Raw genomic sequence first — 16,622 nt, forward strand, 5'->3', positions numbered from 1 at the left:
ATCATTAAAACATATAACCTAATATGAAGAAACTCTTTATACTAGTTGTTGGACTGCTCTTAGCGGTTTCTACAAACGCACAAATTCAACGACCTAAATTGGTAGTAGGCCTTGTTGTCGATCAAATGAGGTGGGATTACCTTTACTATTACTATAATGAGTATGGCACAGGTGGTCTACGACGTCTACTCAATGAGGGCTTCTCTTTTGAGAATACTCACATCAATTACGCCCCTACAGTGACGGCAATAGGACATAGTTCTATATATACTGGTTCAGTCCCAGCTATCACTGGTATCGCTGGAAACTACTTCTATCAGAATGATAAGAGTGTCTATTGTTGTGCTGATCCATCGGTGATGAGCGTTGGTTCCGATAGTAAAGAGGGGCAGATGAGTCCGCATCGTATGTTGGCATCTACCATCGGTGATGAGTTACAAATTGCTACTGACTTCCGCTCCAAGGTAATTGGTGTTGCATTGAAAGACCGTGCTTCAATCCTTCCAGCAGGTCATGCGGCTGACGGAGCATACTGGTGGGATACCTCTGCAGGGCACTTCGTCACATCTACATTCTATATGAATAGTTTGCCAAAGTGGGTGGAGGACTTCAATAAAGAGAACCATACTGCACCTAACTTCGACATTAAAAGCACCCCAGAAGGTGTAACGATGACCTTCAAGATGGCGGCTGCAGCAGTGAAAAATGAGCAGTTAGGTAAGGGGAAGGAGACCGATATGCTTGCAGTGAGTATATCGCCAACTGACATTATTGGACATAGATTTTCAACACGTGGAGAGGAGAATCATGCAGTCTATATGCAGCTTGACAAGGATCTAGCAGAGTTCCTTAACATGCTTGACAAGGAGGTTGGTAAGGGCAACTATTTGCTTTTCTTATCTGCTGACCATGGTGCTGCTCATAACTACAACTATATGCGGGAACATCGCATACCAGCTGGTGCTTGGGACTACAAGGAGACTGTTAAAGGTCTAAATGACCACTTGCAACAGAAGTTCGGCATAGCTCCTGTGATGGGAGAAGATAACTATCAACTGTTCTTAAACGACTCTACAATCAATGCAGCTGGTCTAAAGAAACAGGACGTGATAGACGCTTCTATCGATTTTCTAAAGCAAGATCCACAGTTCTTATACGTATTTGATGAAGAAAAGGTAACCAATGTCACCATGCCAGAATGGATAAAGGAACGCATGGAGAATGGCTACTTCCGTGGTCGTTCAGGTGAGATCGGAGTGGTGACAAGACCGCAGTTTTTCGGTGGCTCAGGCTCTCCTCAGTTCCGTGGAACACAACATGGTCAACCCTTCCCATACGATACACATATTCCTTTCCTACTCTATGGTTGGAACGTAAAGCATGGTTCTTCAAATGTAGAAGCGCATATCGTGGACATCGCACCGACGATTTGTGCCATGTTACATATACAAATGCCAAATGGTTGTGTGGGTACTGCTAGGTACTAACTGACCATCTTCTTTTAATGACAATATAAACATATTAATTACATCCGCATGCTTATCAGGCTTCTATATAATAAGGAGTAAGAATATAGCTGATGAGTATGTGGATAGCAAGTTATGCACATCGCAATTGCAGGAAACATCGGGAGTGGTAAGACAACACTAACGACAATGCTCGCCAAACGCTATGGTTGGAAGCCAAGATTCGAGTCCGTCGATTACAACCCGTACCTAGAAGATTACTACAAGAACATCAAACGATGGTCATTCGCTATGGAGGTGTTCTTCTTGAAAGAGCGTTTTAGAGACTTATTAGAGATTAGTCGCAGTGAAGAGGCAGTCGTTCAAGACCGCTCGATATACGAGGGTGTATATGTATTCACGCAGAATAACTATGCAATGGGGAATCTTGACGACCGCGACTATGAGACTTATATGGAGTTATTCGAGGACATGACGGATGCAGTTAGGTTCCCCGACCTTATGATTTATCTGCGTTCTTCGGTCAGCCACTTGGTTTCGAATATCGAAAAGAGGGGTCGTGAGTATGAGCAGAAAATGCCTTTAGATTATTTGGAGAACCTTAATAAAAGGTATGAGGACTTCATTTCTAATAAGTATAAAGGGCGAGTTCTAACCATTGATGTCGATCATCTTGACTATCAACACAAGCCGAAAGACTTCGGACTGATTACTGATAAGATCGATAGAGAACTATTTGGTCTGTTCTGATAAAGCACTCTTATTATATAAGGTGGTAATCTTCTTCTTTCTTAAAGAGTATTATCCGTTTACAAGAAAGACGATTTTAAGTGGACAATTAATCAATTAACTGAAACAATAAAAACGCTCTTTAAAGCATGAAACTCCATGTATGTGGAGCCTTGCCAAGGGTTTATACATTCATTATGCACATCGCAATCGCTGGAAACATAGGTGCTGGTAAGACCACACTAACCAAGATGCTCGCTAAACGTTACGGCTGGAAAGCCCATTTCGAGCCTGTTGATAACAATCCATACTTGGAAGATTACTATGCAGATATGGCTCGTTGGTCATTCAATCTACAAGTGTATTTCCTCAACAAGAGGTTTCGCGACGTCGTAGATATATCCCGATCGAATGACACAATCATACAAGATCGAACTATATTCGAGGATGCTTGCATCTTTGCTCCTAATCTTTTCGACATGGGACTGATGTCTGAAAGGGACTTCAAGAACTATACTGACTTATTCGAATTGATGTTATCTCTGGTCAAGTTACCCGATCTTCTTATATATATAAGGTGTTCAATTCCACGCTTGATTGACCATATTCAGCAACGCGGAAGAGACTATGAACAAACCATGCGAATTGATTACTTGCGTGGACTTAACCAACGTTACGAGGATTGGATAAAGACTTATAAGGGTCATCTAATGATTGTTGATGGTGACACAACGGACTTTCTTGGCAGCCAACAAGACTTCAAACGTGTCACAGATATGATTGATGACCGACTTTTTGGCTTGTTTCCTATGGAATAAACAGGCGTTTGCTTTTGGCATACTATTTGATGTTGTAATTATTACAAAGTATTAACTTGAGTCTTCGTAAGCCTTTACTCCAATGCAGAAGACTCCTTTCATAATAATAAAGAGAATGGAAAAAGTAAAGACACTGATAATCGGTAGCGGTCCAGCTGGTTATACTGCTGCTATCTATGCAGGCCGTGCTAATCTACAACCAGTTCTATATTCTGGTATGCAACCAGGCGGTCAGTTGACTACAACAACTATCGTTGAGAACTTCCCGGGGTTCCATGATGGGATCGACGCAAACCAGTTGATGATGGAAATGCGCCAACAGGCAGAGACTTATGGGGCTGATGTTCGAGACGGATCTATCGTTAAAGCCGACCTTAGTAGTCGTCCTTTTCATATTGAGGATGAGCGTGGCAACGTGATAGAAGCCGACACTTTGATTATTGCAACAGGTGCTAGTGCGAAGTACTTAGGGCTACCTGATGAAGAAAAGTACCGTGGTCAAGGTGTAAGTGCATGTGCCACATGCGACGGTTTCTTCTATCGTAAGCGTGTAGTAGCCGTTGTTGGCGGTGGTGACACAGCTTGTGAGGAGGCAATGTATTTGTCTGGTTTGGCAAAGAAAGTCTATATGATCGTTCGCAAACCATACCTTCGTGCAGCGGAGATCATGCGTAAGCGTGTCACAGAAAAGGACAATATTGAGATCCTCTACAATACTAATACCCTTGGACTCTATGGTGAGAATGGTGTTGAGGGAGCACATCTTGTACGCTTCAAAGGCGAAGAGAACGAAGAGAAGTTTGATGTTGCTATCGATGGATTCTTCCTTGCTATCGGTCATACTCCTAATACAGAACTATTCAAGGGACAGCTTGACTTAGATGATCATGGCTTCATTCTCACTCAGCCGAAGTCTACTGCAACTAGCGTTGAAGGCGTCTATGCGGCTGGTGATGTGGCTGATCCTACCTACCGACAGGGCGTTGTTGCTGCTGCTACAGGTGCAATGGCTGCTATTGAGGTGGATCGTTTCTTGCAGAAACAATAAAGTATTCATATATCAATAAGGGTGTATCAGATAAGCTAACTGATTGTTGGCAATCTAATACACCCAGCTTTTTATCAAGTTTCCATATACTCACTTAATCTTATCCCAACCATGTGTAAATTTCTTTCTACTCTATCTACTCTGTTATTTCCATTGCTTGTCAACGCCGCAACTTGTGGTTTTCTTATGACAGGCTCATCATCATGTACGAATAAAACAAAGACTTCTATGGCACAATCTGACTCTACTCTCCTTCCCCAAAAGAAGTATGCTAAACCCGACGATGCCACCTTGCGCCGCACACTAACTGCCGAGCAATATGCCGTCACACAACATGCTGCCACCGAGCGACCCTTTACCAATAAGTATGACCACGAGTTCCGAGAGGGTATATACGTTGATGTTACAACGGGCGAACCGCTCTTCTCCTCCACAGATAAGTATGATTCAGGTTGTGGGTGGCCTGCTTTTTCAAAGCCTATAAGCGATAAGCTCATCACAAAACATACAGACCACTCACACGGGATGACCCGTATTGAGGTGAAAAGTAAGACTGGCAATGCTCATTTAGGGCATGTTTTTGATGATGGTCCAGCGTCAGCTGGTGGCAAGAGATATTGTATTAACAGTGCTTCCCTGCGCTTTATTCCAATCGAAGAGATGAAGGAGAAAGGCTATGGGGAGTACATCAAACTATTAAGACCGATGAAAGAAATATACTTAGCAGGTGGTTGTTTCTGGGGAACAGAACATTACCTCAAGCAGATTGAAGGTGTAGTTGCAACAGAGGTAGGCTATGCCAATGGACGAACAAAGAACCCCACGTATGAGGATGTATGCACTGATGCAACCCAATATGCCGAAGCTGTACATATAACTTACGACCCCAAGGTTATTAGTTTGCCGTTCCTATTAAACTTATACTTTAAGTCTATTGATCCAACAAGCGTCAACAAGCAGGGTAACGATCGTGGTACTCAGTATCGAACAGGCGTTTATTACGTTGATCCAAAGGACAAGGAAGTTATTAAAAAGGTGTTTGATGAACAGCAGAAGCACGTAAATGGCAAACTAGCTGTTGAGTTGGAACCCCTCAAGAACTTCTATAAAGCGGAGGAATATCACCAAGATTATCTTGATAAACACCCCACTGGCTATTGCCATCTACCGCAGGCTCTGTTTGAGTATGCTCGTAAAGCAAAGATGAAGAAGTGACAGTTTTTATCCTTAGTGGTCGTCATTTCGTATAGTGACATAGCTTAAAAATAGGGACAGGCGTACTCGCCTGTCCCTATTTCTTTGCTCTTTTTCCTCCTCCTAACGCATTATTACTAACCTCTCCTCGCTTATCAGTGCAAGAGGAAGCAGTTGGATAAGAGCCATTAGTGTCCTAACACCTTACTTACTCGTAGCCAATCCACTACGCTTAGGGCGTTTATAAGAACGATAATCATCAAGTTCTATCTCCACCTCAGGCTCTTGCAATTCACCTACTGATGGTAGTTGGAACTTCATATACTTAATGTTCAAGCCTCTTTCAATCCATTGATTCTCATAGTAAGTATGAATACCTAGAATCTCACGAGTCTTCTCATCCATCTCATTCTCAGCTGTTTTAGAATCCTCGCTCAACTCATTTCCATATAAATCTTCCGTTCGGAAGAGTACAGGAAGGCCATTCATATTTACCATATAAGTAGTGTAAGTAAACAAGAAATTCGAGTCTGTCTTCAAGTGAACGATACCTCCATCTATCAAGAAGTGGCGATAACGATTCATAAAGAACGTCGATGTCAAACGCTTATGATAGTTCTTCATCTGTGGATCAGAGAAGGTTAACCATATTTCTTGTACCTCGTTCGTATCGAAAAAACGATCAATAATCTCGATACTTGTGCGTAGGAACGCCACATTCGATAGTCCCTCCTCTAGTGCCTGTTTAGCTCCTGTATAGATGCGAGCGCCTTTGATGTCAACACCAATGAAGTTGATATTAGGATAAACACGTGCTAGTCCGACAGTATATTCGCCCTTTCCGCATCCTAACTCAAGCACTATGGGGTTGTCATTATGGAAGTATTGCTCCCTCCAATGCCCCTTCATCTCAAAAGGGACTTCACTCATCACACTGAAGGGATACTGAAAGACGTTCTTAAACGTCTCCATCTCTGCAAATTTCTGTAGTTTACCTTTACTCATGCTGCAAAGTTACAACAAAAATAAAGAATGTCATCTCTGTTCCAATAAATTCTTCTTTCCATAGCTATCATTCTACTTTCTCTTATCTTCAACAGTCCCATTTCTTTCCGCTCTAACCCTTAGAACTTGTGGTGCCTATCCTTCTCAAGAGTGCAAGTTAGGCTCTCTCACTTTTGATAAAATCCACTTAGTGTAATCAAAGAAACGCCTTTCTTCAATGGAGAAGGGCGTTTCCTTGCTAGGAAGAGAGCCTCCCGTCAACTGCAAAAGGGCGTCTCTTTGATTGAAGTAATCTTCTTTAGTAATATAAGTGAGGCACATTCCTAATATTTTTTGTACCTTTGCTGTTCAAAAGATAATATGCGTATGGCAATCAAAGCAGCATTCTTCGATATTGACGGGACGTTGGTCTCATTTACAACTCACCAAATCCCTCCATCCACTATAAGGGCTATTGAACAGGCAAAGGAGCGTGGTGTAAAGATATTCATATCAACAGGTCGCCCCGTTGCTATCATCAATAACATAGATGCAATACGTCATCTCGTCGATGGATACATCACTTTTAATGGGGCAAGAACCTTCATTGGCGATGAAGATATTACTTTGATGCCCATTCCAGAGGCAGAAGTCCGACTCATGATAGCCGATGCTAAGGAGCGTGACTATGCTGTTGTTGTGTGCGGGAGAGAAGAGATTGGAGTCTATAACCACTCTAAGATTTACGAAGATGTGTTTGTCAAAGGACTGAAAGTGACGAATATTGACGTGCATAAATCGATAGAGCCAATGCTTGACAAACCTGTTTTACAGTTGACCCCATTCTTCAGTACAGAAGACGAAGAGCTGATTATGCCTGCAATGAAACATTGTATATCAGCTCGATGGAATCCTCTTTTCACTGATATCACCCTTCAGGGTGCCGATAAAGGGAGTGCCTTGTTGAAGATGGCAGCATATATAGGAATCGATCCGAGTGAGTGTATCGCTTTTGGAGACGGCGGAAACGATATGAGCATACTACGTGCAGCAGGTATAGGAGTGGCTATGGGCAATGCAAATGAGGATGTTCAGGCAGTTGCCGACTATGTCACAACGAGCGTTGATGAGGATGGTATTCGTAACGCCTTCATACACTTTAATATAATAGAAGAGTAATGTCAAATAAGATAGAACGTACTTCGCAGGAGAAGAGAACAGCCTTTGTTGTTGTCTTCACCTTCGTTATGATGTTAGCAGAAGTGGTCGTTGGACTACTCTCCCACTCGATGGCTCTCTTTGCAGATGGTGTTCACATGGGATCACATGTACTCGTCATCGGGTTGAACTGGGCTGCCTACGTATTGGTGAGACGCCTTGAGAACAAGGGAACAACGCAATACGACTCGGATAAAATACTGAATTTATCAGCTTTTACAAGTGGTATATTCCTTATTCTCATGGCTGTCTTTATCATTGTAGAAGCCATTGAACGCCTAACATCCAACGAAGGAATTCTTAATTACGGGTTCGCTCTTGGCACTGCAATCGTGGGCTTGATCGCTAATAGCATCAGTGCATCTGTGCTCCACGGGCACCATGGAACGACCGATTACAATAGTCATGCTGCCTATCTGCATGTGCTTTCTGATGCTTTAACAGAGATTGGTGCAATCATTGGCTTACTATGTGCAATGTTCTGGAACATCACTTGGATTGATTCATTGGTAGCCGTTGTGAGTACGATAGTAGTGCTCCGTTGGGCAAAGCGATTGCTTTGGGACACGGGAAGAGCACTCACAAAGCGATAAATGAAAGCGCTGAATAACCAAAGAGTTAAGCCTTACAAAGACTTAACGAGCATAATAAACAAGACGCCCCTCACTGGTTACTCCTTCTATAATAAGGTGATAATCAGAATTTAAAAGAGCAGGAAGAGCAATCTTAAAAGAGGTTCCACGCATCACTGGTTGCCAATAAGCTGTAAGCTGATTAGGCGTGAATGGCTGTGGTATTTGATAACCAAGAGTGGTGAAAGACTTGGTATTTGTGAGTGGAACCGACGTCACATTATAGTTCCCTTTCTTAGTAGCTATAGAGATAACTCCCATCCCTCCGGCTGTTCCCCATAGCACAGTTGAACCCGTCTTAAATACATCTACACGTTCAACATCAGCCATTTGAATATTGTCCAAATCATAGTCTTCATTGGCAAAGATACCATCGATGGCAATAGCCGCAGGATGTCTACCCTCGATAGTCATTGCTCCACGAACGTAACACTTGCCGAATTCAACCGTTACACCAGGTATTCTCCGCAACAACTCATGCAGACATGTGGCTCCAACATCCTCTATGTCACGTAGACCAAACGAATAGTCAGCAGTACGCGCATAGGCATCTGAACGCGAAGCATAGCTTGGTCGGTGACTAAAGACGTGCACTTCATCCATTTTAATACTCCCATCTGTTACGTTCAAAGGCTCTTCTTCGACAAGAGAGTCACTATTATGAAGCCATTTGAATGGCGGTAATGTGGCGGTAAAAGAGGGATAGCTGTCTTCATCCAAATAGAGTTTTACCCATGCTTTATCCGCTTTTGTGAAAGCATTTAGGACGTATTGCGTACCATCAGGATAGTCCATTCCATCGAATACGAATTGCCCTTTTTCGTCGGTTTTAACGGCTGCGCAGAATCCTCGATTAGGTGAGATGAGATTGACCATACCCCCTTTAATGGGTCTGTGACCTATGAGTGTCTCTACTTTCCCACGTATTTCTGCATTTGTTTCCACCTTTATTAAAGGTTGTTGGTATTGTTCCTTCAAAACATCCGATAGGTTATATCGTTGCCAGGAGTGATATTTTACGAAGTTATCTAGCCTTGGGTCTTGCAATAAAGAGGCTGGTTGCTCTAAGGCGTAACGCATATCTTCATCAATGAGGAGGTGAGAAAGGATGTTAGAATATCCATCTCTATTCTCCTCAGGCAGGCTTTTCACAAAGCGAATAGCAACATCCATCGTCTCATCGGGGTGGAGTTCTGGAGCAGTGATAGTGCATGGTAGGGTGCCATTTGAAGTCTGTGAAGTAGTATCAAGACTTACACTAAGGTTGCAAAACTCCCTCTTCTGATTAATAAAACATTGTTGCTCATCTATTTTATTAAGGTCTGAATCTAATAGTAAAAACGAATGAATCCCATCTTGAATAAAGTCCTTTATTGGAAAGACAAGTACTTTCTGCGGACTAACTTTCGCAAAGTAGAAAGGAACAGAACGGCAATGTCCCAGCAACCAAAGTTCTCCTTTAGTTGCAAGAAGACTATCTTTGATAGTTACTTTAATATTATCTTTTTGTTTATTGATTGTTAGATAGTTATTAGATGTTGCTTTTATACTATCTTGAAGGTCATTATTAAATGCAGAAAGAAGTTCTCCCACTCCTCCAACGAAGATACTCTTCGTACTCTCATAGCCCTTTACGTTCGTCATATTACGTGTGTAGGCCCGTAAGAGATAACGCCCTTTAGCAGCATTATCGGGTATGTCAATATAACCAGTAAATGTTTGTTGATCTTGTAGAAGGCGGATACGTTTGATGACAACACGCTCTGGGTTGAGCAGTTCCACGTACACATATTGGCTCATGTCAGTAGGTTGATGCGAGATAGCATTCACTACGAAGACGCGTAAAGAGACCCGTTGCCCTGCTTGATAACAGCTAGCATCGGTGCAGACATAGGTTTTCTCTTGTGGAAACACATTCGCTTGATGAATGATATGGTCGTAGAAAGGATTGCCAGTCTGCGCTGACAAGGTAAGAGAAACTAGCAATATAAGGTATGAGAATATTATTCTTTTCATCATTCAAGTACTTTGTTTGTAGTTGACAGGACAAATATAAGAAATAAAAATGGATTCCTTTTGCTCTTCAAGAGATTTATGTCTTTGTTACAAGTAAATTTTAGTACTTTTGCAGATAGATATGTGTAGAAGGCAAAAAGAGAGCCTTCTCAGGTTGATAAGAAAGTAAAAAGAAACAATGATATACCCAAAGAACTTTGAACAAAAGATTGGTTTCAGTGAGGTGAGAGCCTTGCTTCGTGCGCGTTGCTTGTCTCCTTTAGGCAAAGAACGTGTAGATGCAATGGCGTTCTCAACGGATGTTAAAGAGGTCAACAGGTGGTTAGAAGAGATAAGAGAGTTCCGTCGTGTACAGGAAGGACAGGATGATTTCCCATTAGATAACTTCTTTGATGTACGTGAGAGTGTGGCTCGTATTCGTTTGGAGGGTACCCACATGGAGGTAGAGGAGCTTTTCGACTTAAAGAGATCACTAGAAACAATCATTGCTATTGTTGCTTTCTTGAGTCGCGGTGAAGCGACAGAACAAGGAGAGATAAAGCACTTTTATCCTGCTTTATACGACTTGGCGGATGGTATTGCGACCTTCCCACTATTGGTACAACGCATTTCGCAGATTATTGATAAGTTCGGTAAGATGCGTGACAATGCGTCACCTGAATTGCTTCAGATACGTCGAGAGTTGGCAAGAACAGAGGGAAGTATATCTCGAACACTATACAGTATCTTGCGTTCGGCACAAGGAGAAGGACTCGTAGAAAAGGACGTTACACCAACAATTCGTGATGGTCGTCTGGTCATACCAGTTGCTCCTGGATTGAAACGGAGGATATCTGGTATTGTTCATGACGAGAGTGCAACAGGAAGAACGGTGTATATTGAACCGACAGAGGTGGTTGAAGCCAATAACAGAGTGCGTGAGTTGGAGAGTGAGGAACGACGTGAAATGATCCGAATACTCACTGACTTCGCAAAGAAGGTGCGCCCTAATGTGCGTGAGATTATCGATTCCTATAGTCTCATGGCAGCGATTGACTTCATCAGAGCGAAAGCCGAGTTAGCACGTTACTTTAAAGCTTTTGAGCCAGAGGTAAAGGCTGAACCACATATAGACTGGATTCGTGCGATACATCCACTACTACAACTCTCATTGGAAAGAAAGTGTAAAGAGCGAATAAACACCTCATTATCAACAGAAGAAAAGGTATCCTCTAAAGATACAGATGATAGCCTGTCTGTACAAGAAATAGAACTTGTTTCCGAGGATGACAATACATCAACAGGTGTATCGAAGAGCGTTGTTCCACTTGATATTCAGCTGACAAAAGACAAGTATCTATTGATTATCTCGGGTCCAAACGCAGGTGGTAAGTCTGTGTGTTTGAAGACAGTTGGCTTGTTACAATATATGCTTCAATGTGGTCTATCTATACCTGTTGGAGATCGTTCCACTACTGGTCTCTTCTCCGATATAATGATAGATATAGGCGATGAACAGAGCATAGAGAATGATTTAAGTACGTATTCTTCGCACCTGATGAACATGAAGGTGATGATGAGACAAGCATCTGATAGTACCTTAATACTCATTGATGAGTTTGGCACGGGGACGGAGCCTCAGATTGGAGGAGCCATTGCGGAAGCAGTGTTAAAGCAGCTTTGGGAGAAGCACGCATGGGCAGTTATCACCACACACTATCAAAACCTAAAGCACTTCGCAGAGGCACATCCAGGTACAGCGAATGGTGCCATGCTGTACGATAGGCATGAGATGCGCCCTTTATTCCAGCTTGCTATCGGTAGACCTGGTAGTTCGTTTGCAATAGAGATAGCGCGTAAAACTGGTATTCCAGAGGCTGTTATCAAGGATGCCTCATCGATAGTTGGCAGTGATTATATCCAAAGTGATAAGTACTTACAAGACATAGTTAGGGACAAAAGATATTGGGAAGGTAAGAGGCAGACTATACATAGTCAGGAGAAAGAACTATCGAAGAGTATTGCGCGATATGAGCGTGAGATCGATGCTTTGGAACAGAGTAGGAAGGATATTCTTAATCGTGCGAAACGACAGGCGGAAGAGCTTATCAAAGAGAGTAACAAGCGTATTGAGAATGCCATTAAAGAGATAAGAGAGAAGCAAGCAGAGAAGGAGGAAACAAAGAGAATACGACAGGAACTAGCCCAATATGAGGCTGGCTTGATGGATGAAGATAAGTTGAAACCATCTGACAAGTCGAATAAGAATAAACTGAAAAACGGCGGTTTACTTTCTGATGAGGACTTCCAAAAGAAGGTGGGTAAGATTAAGAATCGTAAAGAGAAGCATGAGCAACACCTCAAGACAAAGGCTGAAAAGCAGCAAGCAGCTGCTGAAGCCCTAAAGAATGCAGTACGAAAACAGCAAAGCGGAGGCGTTATCATGACAGGTGATAGCGTACGTATTAAAGGTTTGACATCGGTAGGGAAAGTTGAATCAATCGATGGGAAACAGGCTACAGTCATCTTTGGTGGTATGCGAACAAAGATGTCTATCAGTCGATTAGAGCGTGCTGATGGCTCTACCCTACAACAGGAACAGAAGCAATTTCAGGCTTTTAACTATAGTAGGGAGACTCGTGAAACCATCGATAAGCATCGTAATCAATTCCATCAGGAGCTTGATGTGCGTGGTATGAGGTCTGATGAAGCATTGAATCAAGTGCAACATTTCATAGATGATGCTATCCTCGTCGGAGCAAGTCAAGTGCGTATCTTACATGGAAAAGGTAATGGTATCTTGCGTCAACTCATACGTCAATACCTCGGAACAGTGCCTAATGTGACGAATTATCGTGATGAACACGTACAATTTGGAGGTGCTGGTATCACTGTGGTAGAGCTTTAACGCAGGATAGTCCACCTTATATAATAATACAACTCATCGGTATTCACAATGTCACCGAGTACCAAGCAATAATAAAAACAGATGTACGTTTATATGATAATATGGGTTATCTAAGGCTTTTACATATCTTTGGTACACGACGAAAAAGCGTTGTCTTGGCAATCAGTATTCTATTGATTCTTAGCTCATGTGGCGCTGATCGTAATATAAAGAAAGGTGATAAGTACCTTTCTATGGGTGAGTATTATAATGCAGCAACGCAGTTCAAGACTGCTTACCAGCGTACCCCAGCTAAGGAGAGACGGCAACGTGGACTCATCGCAACGAAGTTAGCAGAATGTTATGACCGCATTTCGTCATATCAAAGTGCGATAGCTGCCTACCGAAATGTCATCCGCTATAAATTAGATAATGGTGAAACGCATAAGAAGCTGGCTGACAATCTGATGAAGAATGGTAGTTACAAGGATGCTATAAAGGAGTATCAAATAGCTTTGGATTCGTTACCTGGCAACCAACTCATCATTCAGAGCCTTGAAGCAGCTACTTTGGCAACACAAGCGAAGGAGTTGGGTTCGAAGTACATAGTCAAGCGGATGGATGTATTTAACTCTCGTCGACAGGATTACTCACCAATGCTTTATGGTGATAAATTCGATCAGCTCTATTTCACCTCGACCCGTAATGATGCGCAAGGAGACGATATTAGTGGTATTACTGGTACCAAGGCGGGTGACATCTTCGTAAGTGAAAAGGACGACAAAGGCAAGTGGAGTGTGCCTCGAGACATAGCTTCTGGACTCAACACAGACGCTGATGAGGGTACACCAGCATTCTCCGCAGATGGTAGAGAGATGTATATTACGCAATGCTTAATAGATCCCACTTATCCTCGATATGCCCAGATCGCTGTGAGCAACCGCACGGATGCAGTGTGGAGTAAGGCTACTAAGCTCGAAATAAGCCGTGACTCGCTGTCGAGTTTCGCACATCCTGCCCTCTCACCAGATGGTAATTGGCTTTATTTCACTAGTGATATGCCAGGCGGGAAAGGTGGTCTTGACATCTGGAGAGTGCGCCTTAGCGGTGGAACCACTGGTGGTGTTGAGAATCTAGGAGAGCCTATCAACACACCAGGAGATGAAGAGTTCCCAACCTTCCGACCCAATGGTGACCTCTACTTCTCTAGTAATGGACATGGAGGAATGGGCGGTTTAGATATCTATATAGCAAAGGTTGGTAACGACCACCACTATCATCTAGAGCATCTGGGATACCCTCTTAATTCACAGGGAGACGACTTTGGTATGACATTCGAGGGTCGATACAACCGCGGATACTTCTCTTCTAATCGTAACGATGGGCGTGGCTGGGATCATATTTATAGCTTTGAACTTCCCGAAGTGATACAGACTATCAAGGGATGGGTGTATGAGATGGATGGTTACGAACTGCCCGCTGCACAGGTATTCATGGTTGGTGACGATGGAACTAACAAAAAATTGGCTGTCAAGGGAGATGGTTCTTTTGAACAGGAGATACGTCCGGGCGTCAATTACGTGCTACTTGCGACCTGCAAAGGATACTTAAATCATAAGGAAGAGATACATGTTTCACCTGTTGGAGAGTCCAAGGAGTACACGATCCAGTTCCCTCTTGCTGGCATTAACGTACCTGTCTTGATTGATAACATCTTCTATGACTTTGACAAAGCGACGCTTCGTCCAGAGTCCGAAAAGGCTTTGGACGATCTAGTTAAGCTCCTTAATGAGAATCCCAACGTAACGATTGAACTCTCAGCACACACTGATTACATCGGATCTGACGATTACAACAAACGCTTGTCACAGCGTCGTGCGGATGCAGTAGTGGCTTATCTCACCGCACATGGGATTGCGCAAGACCGCTTGACACCTGTTGGTTATGGTAAGGAGCGTCCTAAGAAGATTCGAAAGAAGCTCACGGAGAAGTACAACTGGCTGAAGGAAAACGATGTTCTAACCGAGGATTTCATCAAGAAACTACCAAAGGATAAACAAGAGATATGCAATCAGCTCAATCGCAGAACAGAGTTCATTGTTCTTCGAACGACCTATGGTATGTTTGATGACAAGGGTAATTTAAAACAGAAACCAAAGCCGAAAACGACCCAGAAGAGCGTTGATGAAGATGAAATTATCGTTGAGTAGACTATGTGATATCCGATAGTCTCGAAGTGAAATGATATGATAAAAGATAAGAACCAGCAGCAAACAACGGAACAGGCAGGCGTTCGCTCTAATATAAATAAGGTGAACGAGGCACCCACATTGCCTCCTTCTTTTGTTGATTATACCTATAAACTCTTTGGAAAGGAATTATTTGAAGTATTCCTCAAAGGGCTTACACAACCTGCACCCGTCAGTATTCGACTGAATAACTATAAGTTATCTGCCATGGAGATAGTAAACCCTAATCTTCATCCCGAGCCCATTCCATGGTGCAAAGAAGGCTTTTGGCTGGCAGAGAGACCGAACTTCACTTTTGATCCCAAGCTCCATGCAGGTGTTTACTATGTGCAGGAAGCATCATCAATGTTCCTCTCTCACGTACTTCGTCATTATGTGAAACACCCCGTAATGGCACTTGATCTCTGTGCAGCACCTGGTGGGAAGACCACTTGCGCACGCTCCTCTCTACCACAAGGGGCGTTCCTCTTTAGCAATGAACCTATCTCCAAGCGTGCTCAAATACTTGCAGAAAACGTCCAGAAGTATGGTCATTCGGGTGTAGTAGTTACCAATAACTACCCAAGGGAATACCAGAAAACGAAGCTAGCATTCGATGTTATCATTGCAGATGTACCTTGTTCGGGGGAAGGGATGTTCCGTAAAGACCCTCAATCTATTGCAGAATGGAGTCCAGCGAACGTTGAGAACTGTTGGAAACTACAGCGTAGTATTATCTCAGATATATGGGATAACCTCAAACCAGGTGGTCTTCTCATTTACTCTACATGTACTTTCAATGCCCATGAAGACGAAGAGAATGTAGCATGGATACTTGAGGAATATGGTGCGGAGTTGCTTCCTGTCCCAACAGAAGAGGCTTGGAATATAACAGGGTCACTGATTGGTAATCCTTTAAAAACGGCTTCTGACTTCCCTGTTTATCGTTTTATACCTGGTAAGACACGTGGTGAAGGACTCTTCATGGCGGTCATTCGCAAACGAGGAGAGGATGAAAACCTACAAAAAGAGATAGCTCTTGACCCCTCAAAAGCCGTTGCTGAAGCAAGAAAACGGCTTCGCATCCTTAGTTACGGAGTAAAAGAAGGAATACAGAAGGGCAAGACCATCATCCCAGATCATACATTGGCTCTTTCGATAACAGGTGATACTTCCATTTATCCTAATATAAAAGTTGACTACCCCACTGCCATTAGCTATCTTCGACATGAAGCCATCACACTCAGCAGTGAAGCCCCTCGTGGCATTGTTCTCCTTACTTATAAGCACCACAAACTAGGCTTTGCAAAGAACTTAGGGAATCGTGCCAACAACCTTTACCCACAAGAGTGGAGGATTAAAAGTGGGTATATTCCAAACGAGGTAGTGGTTATAACAGAAACAGATAAACAATAACACATCC

General features: G+C 42.9%; 12 protein-coding genes. 10 read left to right on the plus strand and 2 right to left on the minus strand.

Features of this window, described 5'->3' with window-relative positions:
- The first annotated feature begins 23 nt into the window (after positions 1 to 23).
- The 5 genes from F0475_RS01745 to F0475_RS01765 all read left to right on the plus strand — a co-directional run bounded on the left by F0475_RS01745 (position 24) and on the right by F0475_RS01765 (position 5,276).
- Entirely contained in the window at positions 24 to 1,487 is a 1,464-nt protein-coding gene (locus F0475_RS01745) for an alkaline phosphatase family protein (protein WP_155715123.1), read from the plus strand.
- 114 nt (positions 1,488 to 1,601) lie between these two features.
- Entirely contained in the window at positions 1,602 to 2,216 is a 615-nt protein-coding gene (locus F0475_RS01750) for a deoxynucleoside kinase (protein ID WP_155715124.1), read from the plus strand.
- Between the two features lie 176 nt (positions 2,217 to 2,392).
- Positions 2,393 to 3,013, plus strand: coding sequence for a deoxynucleoside kinase (locus F0475_RS01755; RefSeq protein ID WP_155715338.1), 621 nt, complete (start codon positions 2,393 to 2,395; stop codon positions 3,011 to 3,013).
- Positions 3,014 to 3,128: 115 nt separating this feature from the next.
- A complete protein-coding gene (trxB, locus tag F0475_RS01760) occupies positions 3,129 to 4,061 on the plus strand; it encodes a thioredoxin-disulfide reductase (protein WP_036895307.1) in 933 nt (310 codons plus the stop codon).
- A gap of 228 nt (positions 4,062 to 4,289) precedes the next feature.
- On the plus strand, positions 4,290 to 5,276 hold the full coding sequence (locus tag F0475_RS01765; protein ID WP_234422930.1) for a bifunctional methionine sulfoxide reductase B/A protein: 987 nt from the start codon (positions 4,290 to 4,292) through the stop codon (positions 5,274 to 5,276).
- 183 nt (positions 5,277 to 5,459) lie between these two features.
- On the opposite strand, the gene trmB is transcribed toward F0475_RS01765, so the two are convergent.
- Positions 5,460 to 6,260, minus strand: a complete 801-nt coding sequence (gene trmB, locus F0475_RS01770) for a tRNA (guanosine(46)-N7)-methyltransferase TrmB (RefSeq protein ID WP_155715126.1) — start codon at positions 6,258 to 6,260, stop codon at positions 5,460 to 5,462.
- Positions 6,261 to 6,626: 366 nt separating this feature from the next.
- Here trmB and F0475_RS01775 point away from each other — a divergent pair, with 366 nt between their 5' ends.
- Complete coding sequence (locus F0475_RS01775; RefSeq protein ID WP_155715127.1) at positions 6,627 to 7,418, plus strand: Cof-type HAD-IIB family hydrolase; 792 nt, start codon at positions 6,627 to 6,629, stop codon at positions 7,416 to 7,418.
- The gene (locus F0475_RS01780; protein ID WP_155715128.1) at positions 7,418 to 8,050 is read left to right on the plus strand and encodes a cation diffusion facilitator family transporter; all 633 of its coding nucleotides are present in this window, start codon (positions 7,418 to 7,420) and stop codon (positions 8,048 to 8,050) included. The genes F0475_RS01775 and F0475_RS01780 overlap by 1 nt, the downstream gene beginning before the upstream one ends.
- 42 nt (positions 8,051 to 8,092) lie before the next feature.
- On the opposite strand, the gene F0475_RS01785 is transcribed toward F0475_RS01780, so the two are convergent.
- A complete protein-coding gene (locus tag F0475_RS01785; protein WP_155715129.1) occupies positions 8,093 to 10,108 on the minus strand; it encodes a TonB-dependent receptor plug domain-containing protein in 2,016 nt (671 codons plus the stop codon).
- Positions 10,109 to 10,283: 175 nt separating this feature from the next.
- Between F0475_RS01785 and F0475_RS01790 the strand changes: the two genes are divergently transcribed.
- The 3 genes from F0475_RS01790 (at position 10,284) to F0475_RS01800 (ending at position 16,615) form a co-directional block, all read left to right on the plus strand.
- Positions 10,284 to 12,992, plus strand: a complete 2,709-nt coding sequence (locus F0475_RS01790) for an endonuclease MutS2 (protein ID WP_155715130.1) — start codon at positions 10,284 to 10,286, stop codon at positions 12,990 to 12,992.
- Positions 12,993 to 13,093: 101 nt separating this feature from the next.
- Complete coding sequence (porE, locus tag F0475_RS01795) at positions 13,094 to 15,181, plus strand: PorE family type IX secretion system protein (RefSeq protein WP_155715131.1); 2,088 nt, start codon at positions 13,094 to 13,096, stop codon at positions 15,179 to 15,181.
- A gap of 36 nt (positions 15,182 to 15,217) precedes the next feature.
- Positions 15,218 to 16,615: a methyltransferase RsmF C-terminal domain-like protein gene (locus F0475_RS01800; protein WP_199879768.1), complete on the plus strand. Its 1,398-nt coding sequence runs from the start codon at positions 15,218 to 15,220 to the stop codon at positions 16,613 to 16,615.
- Positions 16,616 to 16,622 lie beyond the last annotated feature (7 nt).

This window comes from Prevotella vespertina, assembly GCF_009728485.1.
Taxonomy (GTDB): Bacteria; Bacteroidota; Bacteroidia; order Bacteroidales; family Bacteroidaceae; genus Prevotella; species Prevotella vespertina.